General features: G+C 27.9%; 23 protein-coding genes and 1 pseudogene. 6 read left to right on the top strand and 18 right to left on the bottom strand.

Going from position 1 to position 21,487, the window contains the following annotated elements; genetic code table 11:
• Nucleotides 1-17: 17 nt before the first annotated feature.
• From cmk to corA, 5 genes are all read right to left on the bottom strand, one after another.
• Complete coding sequence (gene cmk / locus CLFE_RS11585) at nt 18-671, bottom strand: (d)CMP kinase (RefSeq protein WP_077892564.1); 654 nt, start codon at nt 669-671, stop codon at nt 18-20.
• A 219-nt stretch (nt 672-890) separates the two neighbouring features.
• Nucleotides 891-2,105: a BaiN/RdsA family NAD(P)/FAD-dependent oxidoreductase gene (locus CLFE_RS11590; RefSeq protein WP_077892563.1), complete on the bottom strand. Its 1,215-nt coding sequence runs from the start codon at nt 2,103-2,105 to the stop codon at nt 891-893.
• A gap of 24 nt (nt 2,106-2,129) precedes the next feature.
• The gene (locus CLFE_RS11595; RefSeq protein ID WP_077834037.1) at nt 2,130-3,011 is read right to left on the bottom strand and encodes a MurR/RpiR family transcriptional regulator; all 882 of its coding nucleotides are present in this window, start codon (nt 3,009-3,011) and stop codon (nt 2,130-2,132) included.
• 143 nt (nt 3,012-3,154) lie between these two features.
• The gene (locus CLFE_RS11600) at nt 3,155-3,865 is read right to left on the bottom strand and encodes a pseudouridine synthase (protein WP_077892747.1); all 711 of its coding nucleotides are present in this window, start codon (nt 3,863-3,865) and stop codon (nt 3,155-3,157) included.
• Between the two features lie 26 nt (nt 3,866-3,891).
• Nucleotides 3,892-4,956 carry a magnesium/cobalt transporter CorA gene (gene corA, locus CLFE_RS11605; protein WP_077892562.1) on the bottom strand — a complete coding sequence of 355 codons (1,065 nt, stop codon included), beginning with the start codon at nt 4,954-4,956 and terminating at the stop codon, nt 3,892-3,894.
• A 157-nt stretch (nt 4,957-5,113) separates the two neighbouring features.
• On the opposite strand from corA, the gene CLFE_RS11610 reads away from it, so the two are divergent.
• Together CLFE_RS11610 and CLFE_RS11615 are read left to right on the top strand one after the other, a co-directional pair.
• On the top strand, nt 5,114-5,614 hold the full coding sequence (locus tag CLFE_RS11610) for a hypothetical protein (protein WP_077892561.1): 501 nt from the start codon (nt 5,114-5,116) through the stop codon (nt 5,612-5,614).
• A gap of 13 nt (nt 5,615-5,627) precedes the next feature.
• On the top strand, nt 5,628-6,146 hold the full coding sequence (locus CLFE_RS11615) for an NUDIX hydrolase (RefSeq protein WP_077834022.1): 519 nt from the start codon (nt 5,628-5,630) through the stop codon (nt 6,144-6,146).
• Between the two features lie 70 nt (nt 6,147-6,216).
• Here the strand turns inward: CLFE_RS11615 and CLFE_RS11620 are convergent, their stop codons facing one another.
• From CLFE_RS11620 to CLFE_RS11635, 4 genes are all read right to left on the bottom strand, one after another.
• Nucleotides 6,217-6,363, bottom strand: a complete 147-nt coding sequence (locus CLFE_RS11620; protein WP_139355766.1) for a hypothetical protein — start codon at nt 6,361-6,363, stop codon at nt 6,217-6,219.
• Nucleotides 6,364-6,457: 94 nt separating this feature from the next.
• Nucleotides 6,458-7,813, bottom strand: coding sequence for a vWA domain-containing protein (locus CLFE_RS11625; RefSeq protein WP_077892560.1), 1,356 nt, complete (start codon nt 7,811-7,813; stop codon nt 6,458-6,460).
• Nucleotides 7,814-7,820: 7 nt separating this feature from the next.
• A complete protein-coding gene (locus CLFE_RS11630; protein ID WP_077892559.1) occupies nt 7,821-8,939 on the bottom strand; it encodes an AAA family ATPase in 1,119 nt (372 codons plus the stop codon).
• 12 nt (nt 8,940-8,951) lie between these two features.
• The gene (locus CLFE_RS11635; protein WP_077892558.1) at nt 8,952-9,590 is read right to left on the bottom strand and encodes a nucleoside/nucleotide kinase family protein; all 639 of its coding nucleotides are present in this window, start codon (nt 9,588-9,590) and stop codon (nt 8,952-8,954) included.
• 257 nt (nt 9,591-9,847) lie between these two features.
• On the opposite strand from CLFE_RS11635, the gene CLFE_RS11640 reads away from it, so the two are divergent.
• A complete protein-coding gene (locus tag CLFE_RS11640) occupies nt 9,848-10,834 on the top strand; it encodes a sulfide/dihydroorotate dehydrogenase-like FAD/NAD-binding protein (protein WP_077834026.1) in 987 nt (328 codons plus the stop codon).
• Nucleotides 10,835-10,861: 27 nt separating this feature from the next.
• Nucleotides 10,862-11,860, top strand: a pseudogene (locus CLFE_RS11645) (FAD-dependent oxidoreductase); the annotation flags it as partial.
• 78 nt (nt 11,861-11,938) lie between these two features.
• On the opposite strand, the gene CLFE_RS11650 reads toward CLFE_RS11645, so the two are convergent.
• The 3 genes from CLFE_RS11650 to CLFE_RS11660 all read right to left on the bottom strand — a co-directional run bounded on the left by CLFE_RS11650 (nt 11,939) and on the right by CLFE_RS11660 (nt 13,626).
• On the bottom strand, nt 11,939-12,262 hold the full coding sequence (locus CLFE_RS11650) for a phage holin family protein (protein ID WP_432706068.1): 324 nt from the start codon (nt 12,260-12,262) through the stop codon (nt 11,939-11,941).
• Nucleotides 12,263-12,493: 231 nt separating this feature from the next.
• Entirely contained in the window at nt 12,494-13,327 is an 834-nt protein-coding gene (locus CLFE_RS11655; protein WP_077834028.1) for a hypothetical protein, read from the bottom strand.
• Between the two features lie 152 nt (nt 13,328-13,479).
• On the bottom strand, nt 13,480-13,626 hold the full coding sequence (locus CLFE_RS11660) for a hypothetical protein (RefSeq protein WP_169850883.1): 147 nt from the start codon (nt 13,624-13,626) through the stop codon (nt 13,480-13,482).
• A 117-nt stretch (nt 13,627-13,743) separates the two neighbouring features.
• Here CLFE_RS11660 and CLFE_RS11665 point away from each other — a divergent pair, with 117 nt between their 5' ends.
• Both CLFE_RS11665 and CLFE_RS11670 read left to right on the top strand, forming a co-directional pair.
• Complete coding sequence (locus CLFE_RS11665) at nt 13,744-15,315, top strand: recombinase family protein (RefSeq protein WP_077892556.1); 1,572 nt, start codon at nt 13,744-13,746, stop codon at nt 15,313-15,315.
• A 100-nt stretch (nt 15,316-15,415) separates the two neighbouring features.
• Entirely contained in the window at nt 15,416-15,643 is a 228-nt protein-coding gene (locus CLFE_RS11670; RefSeq protein ID WP_176124791.1) for a hypothetical protein, read from the top strand.
• 233 nt (nt 15,644-15,876) lie between these two features.
• On the opposite strand, the gene CLFE_RS11675 is transcribed toward CLFE_RS11670, so the two are convergent.
• From CLFE_RS11675 to CLFE_RS11700, 6 genes are all read right to left on the bottom strand, one after another.
• The gene (locus CLFE_RS11675) at nt 15,877-17,082 is read right to left on the bottom strand and encodes an IS256 family transposase (RefSeq protein WP_169851037.1); all 1,206 of its coding nucleotides are present in this window, start codon (nt 17,080-17,082) and stop codon (nt 15,877-15,879) included.
• Nucleotides 17,083-17,202: 120 nt separating this feature from the next.
• Complete coding sequence (locus tag CLFE_RS11680) at nt 17,203-18,027, bottom strand: aldo/keto reductase (protein WP_077895400.1); 825 nt, start codon at nt 18,025-18,027, stop codon at nt 17,203-17,205.
• A 135-nt stretch (nt 18,028-18,162) separates the two neighbouring features.
• Nucleotides 18,163-18,720: a DUF1256 domain-containing protein gene (locus CLFE_RS11685; RefSeq protein ID WP_077853192.1), complete on the bottom strand. Its 558-nt coding sequence runs from the start codon at nt 18,718-18,720 to the stop codon at nt 18,163-18,165.
• A complete protein-coding gene (gene yyaC / locus CLFE_RS11690; protein ID WP_077895399.1) occupies nt 18,710-19,309 on the bottom strand; it encodes a spore protease YyaC in 600 nt (199 codons plus the stop codon). The genes CLFE_RS11685 and yyaC overlap by 11 nt, the downstream gene beginning before the upstream one ends.
• A gap of 164 nt (nt 19,310-19,473) precedes the next feature.
• A complete protein-coding gene (locus CLFE_RS11695; RefSeq protein WP_077895398.1) occupies nt 19,474-20,445 on the bottom strand; it encodes a metallophosphoesterase family protein in 972 nt (323 codons plus the stop codon).
• 188 nt (nt 20,446-20,633) lie between these two features.
• Entirely contained in the window at nt 20,634-21,449 is an 816-nt protein-coding gene (locus CLFE_RS11700; protein ID WP_077834034.1) for a S1 RNA-binding domain-containing protein, read from the bottom strand.
• Between the last annotated feature and the right edge of the window lie 38 nt (nt 21,450-21,487).

Consider the following 21,487-nt stretch of genomic DNA (forward strand, 5'->3'; position numbering starts at 1 on the left):
CTTTAATTTTTAATGTTTTATAGTCTCTTTTCTATATATTTAACAATATAATCTACAACTTCTGTTATCCCCATAGATGAGGAATCAATTTCCACGGCATCTTTAGCCTTTGTAAGTGGATTTATTTTTCTTGTTGAATCAATATGGTCTCTTTTTATTATATCATTTAATATATCATCATAACATACTTTTACATGCTTTTCCATTAATTCATTATATCTTCTTTTTGCTCTTTCTTCAGGAGTGGCTGTCAAATAAAATTTAAAAGGTGCATTGTTTAAAACAACAGTTCCTATATCCCTTCCATCCATAACAACATCATATCTTCCAGCCATTTCCTTTTGTAAATGCACAAGCTTTTCTCGTACTTCTAATATAGACGCATAGTTTGATACATTTTGGCTAGTTTTCGGTAAAAGTATCTCTTCACTAACATCTTCTTCATTAACTATTAACTTGTCATTTTCAAAATGCATAGAAAGCGATTCCATAAGATCACACAAATTTTTTACATCTGATGCTTTTATATTTTTTCTCATAGCCATTAAGGTAACTGCCCTGTACATAGCACCTGTATTAATATACATAAGTCCAAACTTTTTAGCAACAAGTTTAGCTATGGTACTTTTTCCAGCACCGGCAGGTCCATCTATTGCTATATTTAATCTCAATTTAATTCCGCCTTTCTCTTTGCTGTAAGATATTACAAATTGATTATTTATTGTTGAAACACCACTTAATATTATTCTAGGTTTACCCTAAAAATCCTTTATTTTTTCTACAAAACATATTTTTTGTGCTTTTTCTAACATATTTTACATTACAACAGCAAAAACTTCACTGCATCTTTTCTATTTATATATATTAATGTAGCAATGTTGGAAATTTCGTTAAATATTCTTACCTGCTAAGTGTGCTGTTGACATTGCTATTTGAAGATTGAATCCTCCAGTATATGCATCAACGTCTATTATTTCGCCGCTAAAATAAAGATTACTTATTTTTTTTGATTTTAAAGTAGATGGATCAATATCTTTGACATCTACTCCACCTGCGGTTATAATAGCTTCAGCAATAGGTCTAAGTCCTTTTATTGTTAATGTAAATTCTTTTATTGCCTTTGCAATATTTTTTCTCTCACTTTTAGTAATTAAATTTACTTTTTTATTTTCTGCTATCTTTGATAATTTTATAATTACAGGTATTAGTTTCTGAGGAAGTAAATCATCTAAAGCATTTTTAAAGTCTTTATTTATATATTTCATAAAATCCTTTTGAAGCCTTAAATCAAGTTCCTTTTCATCTAATGCTGGTTTTAAATCTATTACAGCTTTAAGATTTTTCTTATAATTTACAACTCTACTTCCACTTAGAACTATGGGTCCTGAAATACCGTAATGAGTGAATAACATTTCACCAAAATTCTCATATATAATTTTTTTATCTTTTTTTATGTATAATCTAACATTCTTTAATGAAAGCCCCTGAAGTTCGCCTATAAAACTTTCCTCAATTTCTATAGGAACAAGAGATGGCTTAGGTTCTACTATATTGTGTCCCATATCCTTAGCAAATTTATAACCATCACCTGTGGAACCTGTTTGAGGGTATGATTTCCCTCCTGTACATAAAATAAAAATATCTCCTTTAATAATTTCATTATTGCTTGTGACTACACTTTTTATGATATCGCCTTTAAAGTCTATATTTGTTACCTTTGAATTCAAAATAACTTTTACATCTCTCTTTTTTAGTTCTTTTTCTAGAGCTGCAATTATATCCGAAGATTTATTTGATTCAGGGAAAACTCTTCCTCCACGTTCAACTTTTAGTTTAACACCTAAACCTTCCATAAAATTCATTAAATCATTATTAGTAAATGAATATAAAGAACTATAAAGGAAATATGGATTTCCTGGGATATTTTCAAAAAATTCATCAATAGATATTGAATTTGTTATATTACATCTTCCTTTTCCTGTTATAAATAGCTTTTTACCTAACTTTTCATTTTGTTCTATCAAAATAACTTGATGCTTTAATGAAGCGGTTATCGCTGCCATCATTCCTGCAGCACCACCACCTATTACAATAACTTTTGCCAAGAAATCACCTTCTAAAACTAAAATTTAAAATTTATCTTCTGTACTTCTAGAAGAATAAACTTTATATTCTTTCCAAATATTTTCCAAATCAGTAAATACATTTGAAATTCTATCTTTTTCCCTAAGTCCTACGGACACGATAAGTGCATTTATTACACTCATAGGCGCCACAAGTGAATCAACAAATGATGCCATGTTACTTTGTGCTATAAGTGTATAATCTGCTTCGGTTGCAAGCGGTGATAGAAGACTGTCCGTAAGTGCAACGACTTTTGTTTTTCTTGATTTAGCAAATCTTAAAGCCTCTATTGTTCTTGATGCATATCTCGGAAAGCCTATTCCTATAAGTAAATCATCTGAAGTTATATTTATAATTTGTTCAAAAATATCACTTATTTTATAGCTTACCACATACACATTGTCCAGTATTAGATTTAAATAGAAACCTAAAAACTCGGCAAGAGCAGTTGAACTTCTAAGACCAATTATGTATATTCGTTTTGCTGAAAATATACTATTTATAACATCATCAAAAACATTATGATTTATTTTTTCAAGTGTAACTCGTATATTTTCCATATCTGCTTTAAGAACACCTTTTAGTGAACTTTCTTCAGAAATAAATGTATTAGATAATTCTATTCTTTGTACTGTAGTGAGTTTATTTTTTATAAGTTCATGTAATGCTTTTTGAAGCTTTGGATAACCACTAAAGCCCAATTCATTAGCAAATCTAACAACTGTAGACTCACTTACACCAACACTTACTCCTAACCTTGCAGCAGTCATAAAAGCTGCTTTATCATAATGCTTTAAGATATACTCAGCTATTAATTTTTGACCTTTACTTAATCTTGGAAACTTAATTTGTATAATTCTCATCAAATCGTATTTTTCGTCTTCCAACAATACCAATCCCTTCTAGGATTACAACAATAATTGCAACCATAAAATAAATATGAATTTTTTATTTCATTTTAGCATTTAATAACAATTTATTCAAGATTTTATTTGTTTGATGTTAATAAATAATTAACTATAATTATGCACTATAAGTTTTTTAAATATTCTACTTCTTCATTACTTAAAATTCTTACATTCCCTTCTTTTAAGTCTTTAAGTTCTATCTTTCCAATTGAAATTCTCTTAAGTTCTTCAACTGGGAAACCAACAGCACCGCACATTCTTCTTACTTGCCTTTTCTTACCTTCATGTATGATTATTTTAAGTACAGAAGTTTGTTCAGTAGAGGATACCATTGTAACTTCTGCTTCCTTAGTTACATAGCCTCCTATATCTACTCCTTTTCTTAAACTTTCTAAATCCTTAAACTTAGGTTTACCTTTTACTGTTGCAAGATAGCATTTATTAACATTCTGTCTTGGATGCATTATTTTATTAAATATATCTCCATCATTAGTTACAATTAAAAGACCAGAGGTATTGAAATCAAGTCTTCCTACTGGAAACACCCTTTCTTTAAAATTTAATAAGTCTATTACTGTTTTTTTTCCTCTATAATCGCTAACTGCAGTTAAATAACCTTTAGGCTTATTTAAAATAGCGTAAACTTTTTTATCTTCCAGTTTAATCTCCTTTTTATCAAGTCTAACCTTATCTTTCTCAGGATTAACTTTAAAACCAAGTTCTGTAACAATTATTCCATTTACTTCTACTCTTCCTTCTTCAATCATTTTTTCACATTTTCTTCTTGAAGCTACTCCACATTCAGCCATATATTTTTGTAATCTTTCTTCCATAAAATCACCTATCATCTTTTTTTATATTAAAGCCACTTTTTCTTCCTGAAATACATCAACATAAATCCTGATATAGATAGCATAACCATCCACAGAATAACATACCCATATTTAAATTTAAGTTCCGGCATATAATCAAAATTCATACCATAAACCCCCACAAGAAAAGAAAGTGGTATAAATATAGTTGAAAAAATAGTTAAAAATTTCATTATTTCATTCATCTTATTACTTGCACTTGATAAGTATGTATCTAAAAGCCCTGCTACCATATCTCTAAATAGTTCAATAGTATCTATAACCTGTACTGTATGATCATATACATCTTTAAAATAAATACTAACCTTGTCTTCTATAATATCAACTTCTCCTCTTTGAAGAGTGTTTATTATCTCCCTTAAGGGCCAAACTGCTTTCCATAAATATATCATTTGTCTTTTAAGGTTATACACTTCATTAAACAAATTATTTGATACATTAACCATAAGAGACTCTTCAAAACCTTCGATTTTATCTTCAAGCTTCTCTAGTACAACAAAATAATTATCAACAATAGAATCAATTAAAGCATATGTAAGATATCCTACTTTAGTTTTTCTTATTTTTCCTTTAGGATTTCTTATTCTAGTTCTTAAATTTTCAAAAACATCACCTGCTTTGCTTGCTTCTTGAAAAGTAATAATTAAATTTTGCATACAAATCATACTAATTTGTTCAACTACAAGCTTATCATCTTTAAAATATATCATTTTTAAAACAATAAAGATGTATTTTTCAAATTCCTCTATTTTAGGCCTTTGATTGGTATTTAATATATCTTCCATAATAAGAGAATGAATACCGAAATGTTCACCTAGTTTTTGATATAAAGCTATATCTTCAAGACCATTTACATTTATCCAGGTCATATTATCTGTATCTTTATATTTATAACAATCTTCAATGTTATAAGTATCTTTTTCCTTGAGAATATCGTCTTTGTAATCCATAATATGAATTTCTGTTTTTTTTCCTGTAACAGTTCCTATATGTACTAGAGTTCCTGGTTTTAGGCCTCTCTTTCTTGACACCCCTTTTGTATATCTGTTCATAAAAAATCACCTAACTAAAATTAATTATAATGTCCTTTCTGTATTTAAAAAATTAATATACTAATTATTTTCTACAATTTATATTAACACATAGATAAACTAGTTAAAAGTGCAGTATAATAAAAATACAATAAGACATAAGAGGAGATGATTATTAATGAAAAAATCCAATGTATTTTTAGGAGGTCTATTAGTTTTAATTGGTGTTATAGCTATTTTTCAGAAATTTAATTACTTCGGCTATTTTTCATCAAAATCCATGATAGGGTTTATACTACTACTAATAGGAATCGCTTTAGATTTAAGTTATTTTGCTAGCAAAAAAAGTTCTAATAACCTTATACCAGGTGGTATACTAATAACCCTTGGAATATTCTATATAGCGAAATCATATTTTTATATATATGCTTTATCTGCTATCAGTTGGCAAATATATACTTTTTCTGTTGCTGTTGGTTTATATCAAGCGTATATATTTTCAACTAAAGATAAACCTACTCTTATCATTGCTACTGTCCTTGCAGTAATATCTATTTTCTCAGCGGTTTCTAATATGTTTAGAATATTATTACCTATATGGTTTAATAGAGGTTTTATATTTCCAATAATTTTGATACTTGCAGGTATTTATTTACTATTTAAAAATTTTAGAAATTGAGGAGATGCATAAAATGAAGGGTGATAAATTAGCTTATGATGGATGGCTCAAAGTTTATAGAAGAGATATAAATGGGAAAGCTTACGATATATTAAAAAATTATGATGCAGTATCAGCTTTCATAACAAATGAATTTAATGATGTCTTAATGGTGAAACAATTTAGACCGGCAGTAATGTCAGAAACACTTGAAATACCGGCAGGCTGCCTTGATATTGAGGGTGAATCTCCAGAAGATTGTCTTATCCGTGAATTAAGAGAAGAAACTAATTTACAAATAGAAAAAAAAGACTTACAAAAAATAATTTCGTACAAACCAATTTTAGGTTTTAGTAAAAGCATACTGCACCTTTATCATATAGAAATAAAAAAATCTGATTTGATTTCAAATAAGGTTAATGATGAGGATGTAACTGAAGTAATGTGGATAGACAAATCTACCTTCGTAGAATACATTAAAAATGGTAAGATTTCCGATGGGAAAACTATAATAAGCTATTTATACCTACAATGTATAGGAAAAGATTCATAGAATAAAATTTATACACCAAAATGCTAACTTAAAAGCACTTTGGTGTATATGTGTTTAAAATCTAATTTTACTAAACTTTATCATTAAAGAAGTCCTTTTGAGTGTAAGTCATGTTTTTTTTATCTACTTTACTTTCTGCTGCCTTATTAAAGGCTTTTTCGGATTTTTCTCCCTTAGAAGCTGTAGATGATTTTTTAACATTATTTCTTCTACTCATATTATTCCTCCTGTAATATAAAGTTTATCGATTTTATTATGCGTTAATTTTTTTTATATATACTGATTATCTATTTATAAACCCTAATATAAAATTATTTTGCCCATTCATTATTTACCCATTCACCTCTATTAAATAATATATCTTTGTAGGGTTCCAATATCTCAACAGTCTTATTTTTTAGTTTTTTTACTTCTCCACACTTCTTATCTAAAGATAAATCACCTTTTAATCCTGTAAGCACCCACATTATCTTTTTAATATTCGTTCTAATTTTAAGTTCTTTTTCTCCCATACCATCAGTAAAATAGATTAAAAAGCAATCCTCCATTCTGTTTTTATGTAAATATTCAAAAACAGGTGAGAAACTAGTGCCTCCTTTTGTGTTTGATTTTTTCTTTATATCCCTAGATTTAGTTACCTTATATACTCGTCTAACACTATTGTCACATTCGATAATTGTCAATTCGTAGTTTTTGTTTTTTAGTATATCAAAGATCTCAATCATTGCTGTGTCTATTTCACTATCACTCATACTTCCACTTATATCTAAAGCAACTACTATTTTAATTATATGATTTGATAGTTTACCCCTTAAATCCATTCTATAGGGTTGTCTTCTATCTTTTCTAGTTATAGTTTTCTTGTATCCTTTAGGCAAAGTACCAATCGCCCTTTTTAGATAATCCTGCCATGAGATTTCTGCCTTCCTGTTCATATAATCAACATACTGTTGAACCTTAGCAGGAAGTTTTCCTTTAGCTGCATTTCTTATAATTTTATTCTTAAGCTCTTCTATTTGATTTTCATAATCCTTATCATGAGTTTCATTCCATATCTTATGGATGTTCATTTCGTCAAATTCTCTATATATTTTAGCTTCATTATTCGCTTCTAATCCATCTTTTTTCTTTTTAATCTTCTTGTTAATATTCTCTTGTATAACTTTTACATAATACTCCAAAGGTTTATCATATTTAAGCTCTGTTATATTATATTGACGTTTAGTATTTTCTATATTTAAGGACCATGGTGGCAAAAAATCAATGTACTGATTAACAGAAATATCCATGCCTGTATTTATAGCAAGCATACTATATTTTTTGCTAAGCTTCTCAGCTCTTTTTATGTGATTATAAATTATATGATAAATCTCATGCTTTATAAGTGCCTTCATTTCATTTATAGAACAATTCAGGAATATATAAGGATTAAAATACATTGTGAAATACGATAGCGATGCTTTAGTTTCACAACCTGATGAAATATCACTTCGTATATCTCTTTTTATTTGTATCAGAAAAAGTGCAAAAAAATTATCTTCTCCATTCATTAACTCAAAGGTTATCTTTTCAATGAAGTTTAAGAATTCTCTTTTAAAGTCTTCTGTAAAATTCCCTTCTTTTATTTCATATAGTTTTTTTAAAAGATCCTTTTTTATATTATCCATCAATTAATCAGTCCTTTATTCCTTCATACATAAGAAAAAAATTTTCTAAAAAACTATCATTTTCTAAGAACTCATCATATAACTCTTTTGAGGAATCGCTTTTTATATTTTGCATTATTCCAAGCTTAAGATCATTTGGGTAAAGTCCTAAAAATTGTGAGAAGAGTTCTATTTTTGTGGCTCTATTTTCTATACTTTCAAGATGAAACAGAATATTTTTTGCAGCTAAAAACAATCTAGAATGACTCTCCTTTTTCACTCTTTCTTTTATTTCATAAGTTATATCATTATTTTTAAATATATCCTCTGGACTTATAATTGGATATTTACTCTCCTCTATATAATTTATAAAATCCTGTGCTATTGAAGTTCCAACATTTCCACGTATAAGATTATAAAAAATATTTTTTGACACTGCTTTGTTTTTTTCTATATATGCTTTATAAATATTAGAAACTCTCTCCCAACTTCTTGGAGTTGCCTTTATGGATTCCTTTGAATTAGGTGTGCTTAAATATTCAGGAAAACTTGCTATAAATCCAAGTACATCTTTATGTATCTTATTTTCATATCCCCATTCTAACCAAGCATTAACATCTGAGTCCAAATAAATCCACACAAATCTATCCTCTTGTGCTGGGTCCATATCATTTACTTGATAATCACTTTCTTCAAATTCATCATATTTACTAGATGGATTCATGGCAGCAATTACTGTAACATTGTCTTTTAATTTATAACCATTTATCTCTCTATTAAGGATTATATTCATTATTTCTTGCTGTACACTATGTTCGCACCTATTTATCTCATCTATAAAAAGAAGTATTTTACTATTTGGGTTATTTTTCAAAACTTCATCAATCTCAATAAATTTGTAATAAGCTGCATATACAGTTCTTTTAATTAGTGTTTTTTGGTTTTCATAATCCTGAACTATAGGAAGTCCACCAATTTCTCCTTCTTTTAATAAGTTACCATCTATATTTACATAATAATAATCTTCACTTTTAGAAAGTTCTTTTACAAGTGAAGTTTTACCAATTCCACTCTCTCCTACTAGAAGAGGCACTCCTTTAGCTTCTAAAACAAGTTTTATACCTTCCATTGCTTCTTTAAAATTCATATGTTTAACTCCTTATCTTGACAATTTATAATCTACTGTATACATCTTGGCCTTTTTACTTCCATATTTATGTATAAACTTTATTTTGTCCATCTTTATTGCTCTTATTTCCAAAAAATCTACTACATATTGTCTTTCTACCTCATTACTATTTAATTTATCAATTAAAATATCTTTAATTGTACTATCGTCCTCAAATTTTATATATTTTAAAACCTTTATATTAGCTTTTATAAATTGCTTCTTCTCATCATCACTTATATTATCTAAATACATAACTGATTCTTCATTTTTTTCTGCTGCAATTTTTTTTACCTCAAAAGGAGGATTGTCTAAATACTTTATTGCTTCCCAATTTAATTGAACAGCCTTAATCATTACTTTAAGAGATGGATTTTTTATATATCTTATAGAATCCCAATCTGTTTCAATTGCCTTAAGGCTAACTTTTTCACTTGGATTTTTAACATATTGAATAGCCCATCCTTTTGTTTTAACAGCATTTTCTATAACTTTTTCTGTTGGTTTTTTTATAAGCTTTAGTGTATTCCATGCTTTTTTTACACATAAAATGCAAAGCTCTTCATATTGATTATCTACTTTTTCTATAAGCCATGGATTTTTTTCTATATCTTTTAAATTGTAATTCATATTTTTAGCCAGATTTTATAATACTGACTAAATTCACCTCCTTATAATAATGTATAACAACTTATTAATAATAATTATTATATCATATAAATTATCCACATAAAAGTTTATAATTACTATATTATAATCTTTTCTTACATTATTTTATAATAAAACTACTTTATTTTAAAGTTTCATTTATTGTAACAATTCTCAAGATGTATAAATATGTTAATATTGAGGCTTATTCATGCTCTCACATACTGGAGGTGCTTATATTGAATTATGAAATAATAGATTGTATCGATTCAGGAACAGAATACTGTCCATGCCACCTTGCTGAATCAGGCAACTGTATACTTTGTTCTCAACTAAAAGGAAAAGATTTTTGTGATTGTACAAACTGGAAAGGTGTTTGCATATACCAAGAATATACTTGGAATGGTAATAAGGCTAAAATCGGAAGAAGTGAGTATGTCTGTAAAGTATTAAAAAAAGAATTGCTTGATGCCAACTTAGTTTCATTTACAATTCTTACAAAGAAAAAACTTACAGAGGAACTGCTTTATCCTGGAAGTTACGTTTTTTTAAGATCACCTAAAAGTTCACGTTATTATAGTTCACCAATTTCTATTATGGAAGCCTCATCTGATGAAAATGTAATAAAAGTAGTAATTGAAGTAAGGGGAACTAAAACAAAAAATATTACCGATTTAAATGAAAATGATAACATTGTCCTAAGAGGTCCTTACTGGAACGGTATTTTAGGATTAAAAAACGTGTATTCAGCCAAAGAAGGTATATCTCTTGTAATCGCAAGGGGAATTGGTGAGGCACCTATAGTACCTGTAATAAAAAAATTATATTCTAACGGAAATAAAGTTGTTGTTATTTCAGACAAAGGAAAATTTGAGAATAGCTTCATAAATAAATATCTTGAAGCTTTTAGTTCTGAAACCTATAATTTCAATACTCTCAATAACAATGGAGAGCTTAATTATGATTTCAAAGACTTTTTACTAAATTTTTTAAAATTTAATAAAGTAAATTTAATTCATACTTCTGGACCCAATATACTAACAAGTAACATTCTAGAAATTGTAAGTGAAGATGTTAAAATATCATGTTCAAATAATGCAAAAATGTGCTGTGGAGAAGGTATTTGTGGAGCCTGCACTAATGTATACAATGATGATAAAATTAAAAGAATGTGTAAGGTTCAAATAGATCCAAGATATCTTTTTAAAGGTCTTAGAAGTATTTAGTTAATAATTATTCGGAGGTAATTTTTAATGAAAGTTATAATTATAGGTGCTGGATGGGCTGGATCTGCTGCTGCTATAACTGCCAAAAAAGCTGGTGCAGATGTTTCAATATATGAAAAGACCGATATGATTTTAGGTTTGGGAAATGTAGGTGGACTTATGAGAAATAACGGTCGTTATACTGCTGCAGAAGAGTTAATTGCACTTGGTGCTGGAGATCTTATCAATATAACTGATGCAAATACAAGGCATAAAAATATTGATTTTCCTGGACATGAACATGCATGGCTATATGATGTAAATACAATAGAACCAGCAGTAAAAGAATACTTAACTCATATGGGAATAAAAATAAATTTATTAAAAAGAGTAATTGATGTAAAGAAGACTGAAAATAAAATAGAAGGAATCTTTTTATCAGATGGGAGTTATATAGAAGGTGATGTTTTTATAGAAACAACAGGTTCTACAGGTCCTATGGGTAATTGTCTTAAATATGGAAATGGTTGTTCAATGTGTATATTAAGATGCCCTTCCTTTGGTCCACGTGTAAGTATAAGTCAAAGAGCTGGTGTTGACGACTTAAGAGGTGAAAGAGAGGATGATATTGCTGGTGCTTTTAGTGGTTCCTGTAAGTTAAGTAAAGATACTTTATCACCAGAAATAGTTAAGGAACTTGATGAAAAAGGAGTTGTTATATTAAAAGTACCACCTGAAGATATAAATTTCGATAAATTAAAACTAAAGGTATGTCAACAATACGCACTTAAAGAATTTGCAGAAAACGTGATTTTGCTAGATACTGGAAATGCTAAGCTAATGACTTCCTTTTACCCATTAGAAAAACTTAGAAAAATAAAAGGATTAGAAAAAGTTAAATATATAGATCCTTATGCAGGTGGAAAGGGTAATTCCATAAGATATTTGTCCGTTGCTCCAAGAACAAATGATATGAAAGTAAAAGGTATTGATAATTTATTTTGCGGAGGAGAGAAAAGCGGATTATTTGTAGGTCATACTGAAGCTTGAACATTCAAAATACAAATTCTACATATAATAAAATTAGAGAACTATTTTCAAACTTGAAAATAGTTCTCTAAAAATCTACATAGCTCTAGTTGGAATTATAGCATCTATTACACCTATAACTAAAGCTGCTAATAATGCTCCTATTATTGATGCATGCATATTGGGTACTAAATATTGAGCAACATATATAATTATAGCTGATATAATAAAGCCCTTGAAGCCTTTTCCAAAAGGTGAAGCATCAACCTTCATAAAAGATTCTACAAGGTAATCAAGAGCAGTTATTACAACAGATGCTACTATAAACGTCCAAAAGCCTCGTATAGAAAAACCAGGTGTCAAAAATGATGTTATAGCCAAAATTATTGCAAATAAAGCTAATCTGCCTACCCAACGCATTAAATTATTATTATTATTGTTGGTAGTACGTACATCTTCATGCTGTTCTCTATTATCATTGTTATCTGACATTTAGCATCTCTCCTTTTACAATTGCAAATCTTTGTAGCAATAATAGTGTACCCAAATTAATTTAAAATATATATTTTTTAAATAGATTTTTATAAAAAAAAGAAGTAAGTAACTATAAATAGTTTATCTTACTTCTTTTTTACTTTTTACACTTTATTTCTATTTTAAAGAAATATCAAATTGATATGGTTGAAATTGTACATTATAGTCTTGTGAACTAGCTGTAATTGTAAATTTAACATTATCACCGCCGAGATTTACGTTTTTAAATACAAGAACACCTTGAGATTTAATTCCCTGCATAAGTTGAGTTTGAATTTGTGGATAATTCATTGATTGCTCTTCACTTATATCTATTTGATTAGAACCTTGAATTAACTTACTTTCAAAAGTATTTATCGATACTGTATTATTAGACGTATTACTTAACCCTAAATACACTCTTGTAACATTTTTACTTACTTCAACTTTCTGTACAGTAATAACAAATCCATTTTGATTTTGATCTTGATTCATTTGTATAGTCTTAACAGCTGGATCAAAGGCTGTAGCATAATCAGTTTTTTCCACCTTAGTAGCCTTAATTGTTGGCGTTCCATCCATTGAATCTGAAGACTTATCATCTCCGGATGATTTTATTACATGTCCAACAACATGAATTACATCATCCTTTTTTATATCCAAATTACTACTTTTTACTTTTACAAGAGTATTCATATTTAAACTATTTTCAGCCTCACACTGAATATATACTCCTCCATCACCTGATTTAGGATCATTAGAAACTTTGGCATAAAAATTGGCTTTTCTACCTACATATCCACCAGAATTAGTAGGATACATTTTTTCAAATTCAGATTTTGATAATAAGGTTGTATTAACTTTAGTTTCAGCTTTTTTTGAACTACAGCCTGTAAAGAACGTAACAAGTATAGAACTAACACAAGCAAATGCTAATAATTTTTTTAATGTTTTTTTCTTAAGTAAATTCATTATGTACCTCCTAAATTGTAACTCAATTTATTCTAGCAAATTATTGATATTTTAGCAACAGTTTAAATACAATTATAATTAATGCAATAAATTCTGAAAATATTAAATATTATTGAAGGGATACTTGTAAATAACTAATTTAATCTAATAAACTAGTTATCTATTTCACTTGAAATTTTACTTATTTTATCCTTACGTACTCTATTCTCTATTATTTCAGCTACTATTTTTGCATAAGCTTCACTAATCCTTTTTGTATCTTCTGGAACTTGCATTTTTAATTTTCTTATTTTAAACATAAAAGTCTTCCTAAAATATTATTTACCTTATAAATATATGCTTAGTTTTTTTATATAGTAATATTATTCATTAATCTTCAGTATAATTTATATAAGCAATTTACGGGATTTGATATTTTGAAAATAGCCATTTATAGTAGAAAATCAAAATTCACTATTAAGGGAGATTCTATAGAAAATCAAATTGAGATGTGTAAAACTTATATAAAAAATCACATAAAGGATCCTACTGAATTTTTAATATACAATGACGATGGATTTTCAGGAAAAAACCTTAATAGACCTAAATTTAAACAAATGCTTAATGATGCTAAAAACAAAAAGTTTAGTGTGATAATATGTTATAGATTAGATCGTGTAAGCAGAAATATCTGTGATTTTTCCTCTCTCATAAATACTCTTCAATATTTAAACATAAATTTTATAAGTATAAAAGAACAATTTGATACCACAACTCCAATGGGAAGAGCAATGATGTATATAGCCTCTATCTTCGCTCAACTTGAAAGGGAAACCATAGCTGAAAGAATTAGTGACAATATGTTAGAACTTGCAAAGGCAGGAAGATGGCTTGGAGGTCAAACACCTCTAGGTTTTAATAGTACAGCTATTTGTTATTTAGATAACGAAATGCACGAAAAAAAAATGTATTCCCTTTCACCTATAAAAGAAGAACTTGAAATAGTAAAACTTGTATACAAAAATTATATTGAATATCATTCTTTAAGCAAGGTAACTAAATATCTAATTCAAAACTCAATAAAAACAAAAACAGGCAAATTACTGTGGAATAAACAGGCTGTAAGAGATATTCTAACCAATCCTGTATACGTTCGTGCAAATAAAAATGTTATGATTTTCCTAAAGAAGCAGGGAATAAACATTATTGGAGAACCTGACAATAAACATGGAATCTTAACTTACAATAAAAAGAGAGGAACAAAAAAATTTAGAAAAACTAATGAATGGATTGCAGCTATTGCAAAGCATGAAGGAATCATAGATGGTGAAAAATGGCTTGAAGTTCAAGAATTTATTTTAAAAAACAAACATAAAGCCCCACGCATAGGAAAAACAAGTTATGCTCTTTTAACAGGGTTACTCAATTGTAAGCATTGTGGAAGTCCTATGAAGATTATACATGGGCCATTAGATAAAAGTGGCAAAAAACTATTTTATTATAAATGTTCAAAGAAAGACTATAAGGGTGAAAATAAATGTTTTAATCCCAATATAAGAACAGATGAAATTGAAATGTCTGTTATAAATGAGCTAAGAAAAATACCTTTGGATAAAGAAACTATAGTTAATACATTTATAAATTTTAATAATTACAATAAAAATATAGAAATTCGCAACATAAAACATACTATATCTAATAAACAAGCACAAGTAAAAAATCTTATAAAATACCTTTCTGTATCTAGTGAATTATCCAATGATATACTTTCCGAAATAAAAATTTTAAAAACCGATATAAAAAAATTAAAATGCAATTTAGAACAAATGTACAAAAGAACTGATTTAGAATACAAAAATATAGATAATATAAAAAAACTTTTAGGTGAAATACTTGTAGATAACTTCTTTAATATTGAAGAGAAAAAGCTTATTTTAAGAAGTATTATTGATTATATTACCTGGGATGGTGAGACTGGAACTGTTGACATTCATCTTGTAGTAGATTAATTTTAAGTTGTAAATAATACTTTGCATTAATAAATGTCAAGCAGAAGCTATTTGTACTGGAAGTCTTTCAGGACATAATGCTGTAAGAAGCTTTTTGGGTATGCCTCTTTTGACTTTACCACAAGAAACTGTAATTGGTGATATAATTTCATATGCTAACTACAAACTTATGACAAAAGAAGGCCGACGTAATAGATATACCTTTGCTGGAGCAGAATACTTTAAAAGAATGAAAGAAATAGGCTTATATTCTATAAATGGAGAAGAAATAAAAGATAAAGTCTCATCTTTAAAATTAGCAAATATATTTAATACTAAATTATTATAATTTTTAAAATACTGTAAAGATAAAACCAAAGGACAATTAAATTTATCCTTTGGTTTTACATATCTTGAAATATTTGAGAGTGTAAAATTCTTTCTGTAAAATAACTTTCTATGGTAAGTTTTAAAAGACAAGATTGTCAAAAGTGACTTTCTATCTTGTTTTAAATATACATTCTAAAAATATGTATGTCAAGAACGCCTTTAAAAACAGGCGTTTTTGGCATATTAAGCTTTTTATTCAGTAAGTCGTCCTTCATACATAATGGATAATTCACCGTACACTTTACCCCAATTTCTTAGTGGCAAACGCCATTTTTTTGTAGCTTCAAAAGTAGCAAGGTATAAAGCTTTTAAAAGTGATGTATCGCTTGGAAATACAGTTCTTTGTCTATTTAATCTACGATATGTGCTGTTGAGACTTTCGATTGCATTTGTAGTATAAATAACTTTTCTTACATCAGCAGAGAACTTAAAAATAGGGCTAATAGCATCCCAATTTGATTTCCAGCTTTTCATTGAGTTAGGATAATGTTTTTCCCATTTTCCAGTGATTTCTTCTAATTGCTTATATGCAATTTCCTCAGAAGGTGCATGATATATAGTTTTTAAATCTTTTGCAAATTCTTTTTTATCTTTATCAGAAACATACTTTAATGTATTTCTTACTTGATGAACTATACAACGTTGATATTCAGTATTTGGAAAAGCTACTGATATAGATTCCTTTATCCCTGTAAGACCATCTGCACAAAGGATAAGGATATCTTGAACACCTCTATTTTTTAATTCATTGAGAGCACTAAGCCAATATTTACTGCTTTCATTTTCTCCAATATTTATAGAAAGTACTTCTTTTCTGCCTTCATTATTTATACCAAGAATAATGTAAGCTGCAAGCTTACGTATAACGTTATTTTCCCTTACGGAAAAATGAACTGCATCAATGAAAACAATTGGATATACTGTAGATAAAGGTCTATGTTGCCATGCTTCTATTTCAGGAAGAAGTTTATTGGTTATATTTGAAACCATTCCTTCACTAACTTCAAACCCATATATATCTTCAATTTGTTCTGAAATTTGTCTGGTACTTAATCCTTTAGCATACATAGAAATAATTTTTTCTTCTATACCAGAAATATCTTTCTGGTGTTTTTGTACTATTTTAGGTTCAAAAGAACTTTCTCTATCCTGTGGTACATCTATATTCATCTCACCATATTTGCTTCGAATTCTTTTTTGTTTTTTCCCATTTCTTGAGTTTGTAGTTTCGGCTCGTTCATATGGTTCATAGCCTAAATGCTCGTCCATTTCACCTTCAAGCATAGATTGAATAGTTCCACCTAATAGATCTTTTAAAGCTTCCTGAATATCCTCAGCTGACTGAATATCATACTCTTCTATAAGAGCTGATATAATATTTCTTTTTCCTTCATTCATTGGTTTTACCTTATAAATATCTTTTTTTCTTGCCATAATAAAAGGCCTCCTATGATTTTATTTTACCATAGAAAGCCTTATTATTTTTATTTACAGACTTTTCTTCACATGCTCAAATATTTAAAATGTTATTGTATCTGGATCATGACCTATCCTAATGTCTGTATTGAGATTTTTTATTTTTTCCATATCTTCCTTAGATATTTCAAAATCATATAAATCACAATTTTCCTTTATTCTATTCTCATTTATTGACTTAGGTATAGTAACTACTCCTGTTTGTAAATCCCATCTAAGTGCTATCTGAGCTATAGTTTTATTATATTTAGTAGCAAGTTCATGCATTAATGGCATATCAAATATTTTTCCTTGCATTAAAGGTCCCCAGGCTTCCAACTGAATTTTATTTTTAGTACAAAACTCCTTAAGTTCTGTTTGTTGGAATTGTGGGTGATATTCTACTTGATTAACCATTGGAGCTATCTCACAATCTTCTAATATCTCTTTTAAATGATGTACCTTAAAGTTACTTACTCCTATAGCTCTAACCCTTTTGTCTTTATACAATCTCTCAAGGGCCTTCCATGTTTCTTTATTTAATTTCTTAGGCCAGTGAATTAAATATAAATCTAGATAATCCATATTAAGCCTTTCTAATGTATCTTCAAATGCCTTAAGTGTTTTATCATAACCATGTTTATTATTCCAAACCTTACTAGTTACAAAAATTTCATTTCTTTTAATACCACTTTCTTTTAACGCTTGACCTACAATAGGTTCATTACCATACACTGATGCCGTATCTATATGTCTATAACCAACTTCTAGAGCTTTTCTTATATAATCTACAGATGCATTTTCATACTCTATTTTATAAGTTCCGAATCCTAGCCAAGGCATTTTAACACCATTATTCAAAATTGCACAACTATTAATATCAAGCATTTACTTTACCTCCTTAAAATATGTGTAAACTCTAAAGTTTATTATAACATATAAAGAAGCCTAATTATGGGAAATTCTATTTTAATCTAGAACATTTTCCTTTAATTAGGCTTCAATTTAAAATTTTGTTCAGGTTTACTTTTTGTTTTTGTTTACATAATTTTGGTTATGTAATACATAATATAAAACTTTAAATATGATTTTAGAATATTTATATATTTTACCTAGTCCAAGCTTTTCTAAACTATTTACGTTGTAATAATTATCTTCAATATCAAAAACAACTTTAAAACTAGCATCTCCAATTTTCAAATTACCTGAAGTACTTAGTATTTCATAAGGCTCATTTTTTAGTATTATAACTTCCCTTTCATCATGAAAATCTAAAGGAAACATAATCCCAACAGATATTATATAAGGATTATTATAGTTATTCAATATATGACTGTAGATTTCCTTTATATTGTTTTTATCCACTGGATTTTTAATAGTTCCATAGACATTATAAATATTTTGTTCACATAAAAATGTTCCCACAAGAGGTGCAAGTATGTTTCCATCTAAAAGTGGATTACCTATACATATTACAACTATCTCTTTTTCTCTTTTTAGTATTTTATATAATAATTTTAAAAATTCCTCCTCTATATCTTTTTCATAATAGTATTTTTCTAAATATTCTTTAGAATCCATAATATAATCCTTCTTTTTTTAGTCTTAAGAATGTTAAAATTAGAATTTTTGAAATTGCTCTAGCTAACCTTAACACGTCTTCAAAATCACATTGTTCTAGTAGTGTTAATAAATTGTACTTTTTATAATCTTCTCTCCAAACTACTCCAACCAAGGATAAATCGCCAATGCTTACCCTTTTACCATTGTTGCCTTTTATTCCTGGTTCAAATCCTCCATTTTTTAATATAATATTATTCACATTATCTTCTGATGATATGGCAGCATCTACTACTAGAATGTATGGTTCATTAAATTTTTCATGAATTTCATTTAAAATTTTTGATATGTTAGACATATTTACTGTTTTGTCTAATGTCCCATATACATTTTTTATTCCATTCCTTTTTAACATGCTCCCAACTAAAGGTCCTAAACAATCACCTATTACAGTATCTACTCCTAATGAAACTATTACAATATCCTTCTTATTTTTTAGTATCTGAAATAAAATTTTTGAAATTCCATATTCTATATTTTCCTTGTCCACATTGTAACTGAAATAAAACCCATTTCCCTTCATTTTTGAAACTTGCTTAAACTTTTCCATTAAAACTCCTCCTTAAAATAAAAATAAAGCCGCCACAATATAAAATTGCAAACAGCTTGTCGGTATAAACCAATTCTTTTTAGTTACTGAATTTACTAAAGATTTCAGTAAATTTAATTTGATTACATTATTATTTATATGATATTCTCAAAAAATTTCTAAATTTATTTCAAATTTTTATCAAGAGTTTCCCAAGTTTTAAATTTACTTGTATCTTTTTCATTTAAGAGTATAATACGAGCTCCCCTTTCATAATTAGAATCATCGTATGCATCGTATCCTGTACATCTACCATATCCTAAGAATACCTCTCCAACCTTTCCAATAAAATCATTAGTATGATCATGACCAACAAATATAGCTTTTACATCGTCCTGTTTTTGTATTTCTTTTAATAATCCAGTATCTTTACCTTGATAACATATTTTTTCTCTTCTTTCTCCAGATAAATTATTCTTTTCAAAAGCCTCATTATATTGAATTAAAGGTATATGAAAAAACATAATTGCCGGAATTATATGTTTATACTTTTTTCTTAATCCTGATGAAGTCTCTTTGTACCAATTAACTTGTGATAGTTCAATGCATCCATATCCACCATCATCACTATAATCCCCAGAATCTAGCATATACATATTAAAAATTGGAAGTGAATCTTTAGAATTCATAACCAAAAGATTAAATTCATTTCCTTCTGTTAATTTGTTCATGTTATATTGGTATTTTGTGTATTCCTTCACCATATCTTTTCTTTTTACATCTATAGATTCAGTATCATGATTTCCAAGTACAACTGCCCATGGAATTTTTCTTTCCTCCATAGGTTTTACTATACTTTCAATAGCCTTTTTATATGTAATATTCATACAGTACCTCCCATCTATATTGTCTCCTGTTAGCATAACAAAGTCTGGTTTTTCAGAATCTATAACCTTCTCCATAAAATGTACTGTTTTTAAATTAATACTGTCATTTTGATGTAAATCCGTAAACTGTACTATTTTAAATTTTCCTTCATTATTAAATTTTAATTTTTGAGATTTAAAAATACTACTTCCATTAAGTATGTTTAAAAAAAAAGCAAATTCACAGAATAATATCATATTTGTTTTAAATACACGTTTTGTATGTATCATTTTTTCTTCACAATCCTTTATGCTATAAATTTTTTTTATTATGTGTATTTTGTGAAAAAATTATTTTTTTAATTTACTTTTTATTTTTTATACATAATTTTAATTATGTAAACTTTGATAGCTATTAAAAAGGGAGTAATTAAACTCTACTTGTTCTTTTACCCCTTTTTAATCTACTCCAAACTTTCTTATACTATACTATGATTTCTTTGATTAATAGGACGCATTAGATTGGCGTTTATTTTCTTTTCATCATAATTAATACTTTTAATTCTAACAACAAATTTCTCGCCTATGGCCGGAGAAAAATTAGACCAATTAGGAAACGGACAAAGACAATTAACTCCTTTTCTTATTGTTAAGAATATTCCATAATCCTTAATGCCTGTTACCACCCCTAAGTACTCTCCACCTTTATTTAACGTTTTTGCAATGCTAAGATATGGATCCGTTTTTGCTTCTTTTATAGAAACTACTACTATGTTCTTCTCTAAATCTAATTCTTTTATTATTGCTTGAACTACATCTCCAACTTGTACATACTTGTCCACTTTATCGATATATCCATAATCTATTTCGTTTATTGGAACCCTATATTCTATTCCATAGCAGTCAACTCTGCAGTTATTTCTTCCTACAGATGTAACTCTTACAGAAATCTTATCTCCAACTTTATGTTTCTTTAATTCTAAATTTTTTCTAAGTTCCATTGCCTCTTTTCTTGAAGCAATAGCTATTTTATTTTCCTCTTGAAAATTCATTACTATAAAGTCTATTTCAGCACCTATCATACTCCTTATAACTCTCTTATCTTCTCTTGATATATTCATTTCATTTATTGGTATAAATATCTTAAATTCATCATAAAATACTACTCCACAATCTACATTTTCATCCCTTTCTATTTTGACATTTTCTATTGCTGCTAAAGTTCCTGTAAGTATTTTTTTACTTTGCCTAGATGCTATAATATCGTACTCACTATTATTTAATTCATTTTTCATAACACTATCTTCCTCCTTAAATTGTAAAATAACATTTC

Source organism: Clostridium felsineum DSM 794 (assembly GCF_002006355.2).
Classification (GTDB): Bacteria; Bacillota; Clostridia; order Clostridiales; family Clostridiaceae; genus Clostridium_S; species Clostridium_S felsineum.

Bases quoted from the DNA above. Each gene is read 5' to 3' on its own strand.
- CLFE_RS11600 (WP_077892747.1), bottom strand. From the start codon at position 3,865: ATGGAAGAAAGATTACAAAAATATATGGCTGAATGTGGAGTAGCTTCA.
- corA (WP_077892562.1), bottom strand. From the start codon at position 4,956: ATGAACAGATATACAAAAGGGGTGTCAAGAAAGAGAGGCCTAAAACCA.
- CLFE_RS11610 (WP_077892561.1), top strand. From the start codon at position 5,114: ATGAAAAAATCCAATGTATTTTTAGGAGGTCTATTAGTTTTAATTGGT.
- CLFE_RS11615 (WP_077834022.1), top strand. From the start codon at position 5,628: ATGAAGGGTGATAAATTAGCTTATGATGGATGGCTCAAAGTTTATAGA.
- CLFE_RS11620 (WP_139355766.1), bottom strand. From the start codon at position 6,363: ATGAGTAGAAGAAATAATGTTAAAAAATCATCTACAGCTTCTAAGGGA.
- CLFE_RS11625 (WP_077892560.1), bottom strand. From the start codon at position 7,813: ATGGATAATATAAAAAAGGATCTTTTAAAAAAACTATATGAAATAAAA.
- CLFE_RS11630 (WP_077892559.1), bottom strand. From the start codon at position 8,939: ATGAATTTTAAAGAAGCAATGGAAGGTATAAAACTTGTTTTAGAAGCT.
- CLFE_RS11635 (WP_077892558.1), bottom strand. From the start codon at position 9,590: ATGAATTACAATTTAAAAGATATAGAAAAAAATCCATGGCTTATAGAA.
- CLFE_RS11650 (WP_432706068.1), bottom strand. From the start codon at position 12,262: ATGCGTTGGGTAGGCAGATTAGCTTTATTTGCAATAATTTTGGCTATA.
- CLFE_RS11655 (WP_077834028.1), bottom strand. From the start codon at position 13,327: ATGAATTTACTTAAGAAAAAAACATTAAAAAAATTATTAGCATTTGCT.
- CLFE_RS11660 (WP_169850883.1), bottom strand. From the start codon at position 13,626: ATGTTTAAAATAAGAAAATTAAAAATGCAAGTTCCAGAAGATACAAAA.
- CLFE_RS11670 (WP_176124791.1), top strand. From the start codon at position 15,416: ATGCCTCTTTTGACTTTACCACAAGAAACTGTAATTGGTGATATAATT.
- CLFE_RS11675 (WP_169851037.1), bottom strand. From the start codon at position 17,082: ATGAATGAAGGAAAAAGAAATATTATATCAGCTCTTATAGAAGAGTAT.
- CLFE_RS11680 (WP_077895400.1), bottom strand. From the start codon at position 18,027: ATGCTTGATATTAATAGTTGTGCAATTTTGAATAATGGTGTTAAAATG.
- CLFE_RS11685 (WP_077853192.1), bottom strand. From the start codon at position 18,720: ATGGATTCTAAAGAATATTTAGAAAAATACTATTATGAAAAAGATATA.
- yyaC (WP_077895399.1), bottom strand. From the start codon at position 19,309: ATGGAAAAGTTTAAGCAAGTTTCAAAAATGAAGGGAAATGGGTTTTAT.
- CLFE_RS11695 (WP_077895398.1), bottom strand. From the start codon at position 20,445: ATGATACATACAAAACGTGTATTTAAAACAAATATGATATTATTCTGT.
- CLFE_RS11700 (WP_077834034.1), bottom strand. From the start codon at position 21,449: ATGAAAAATGAATTAAATAATAGTGAGTACGATATTATAGCATCTAGG.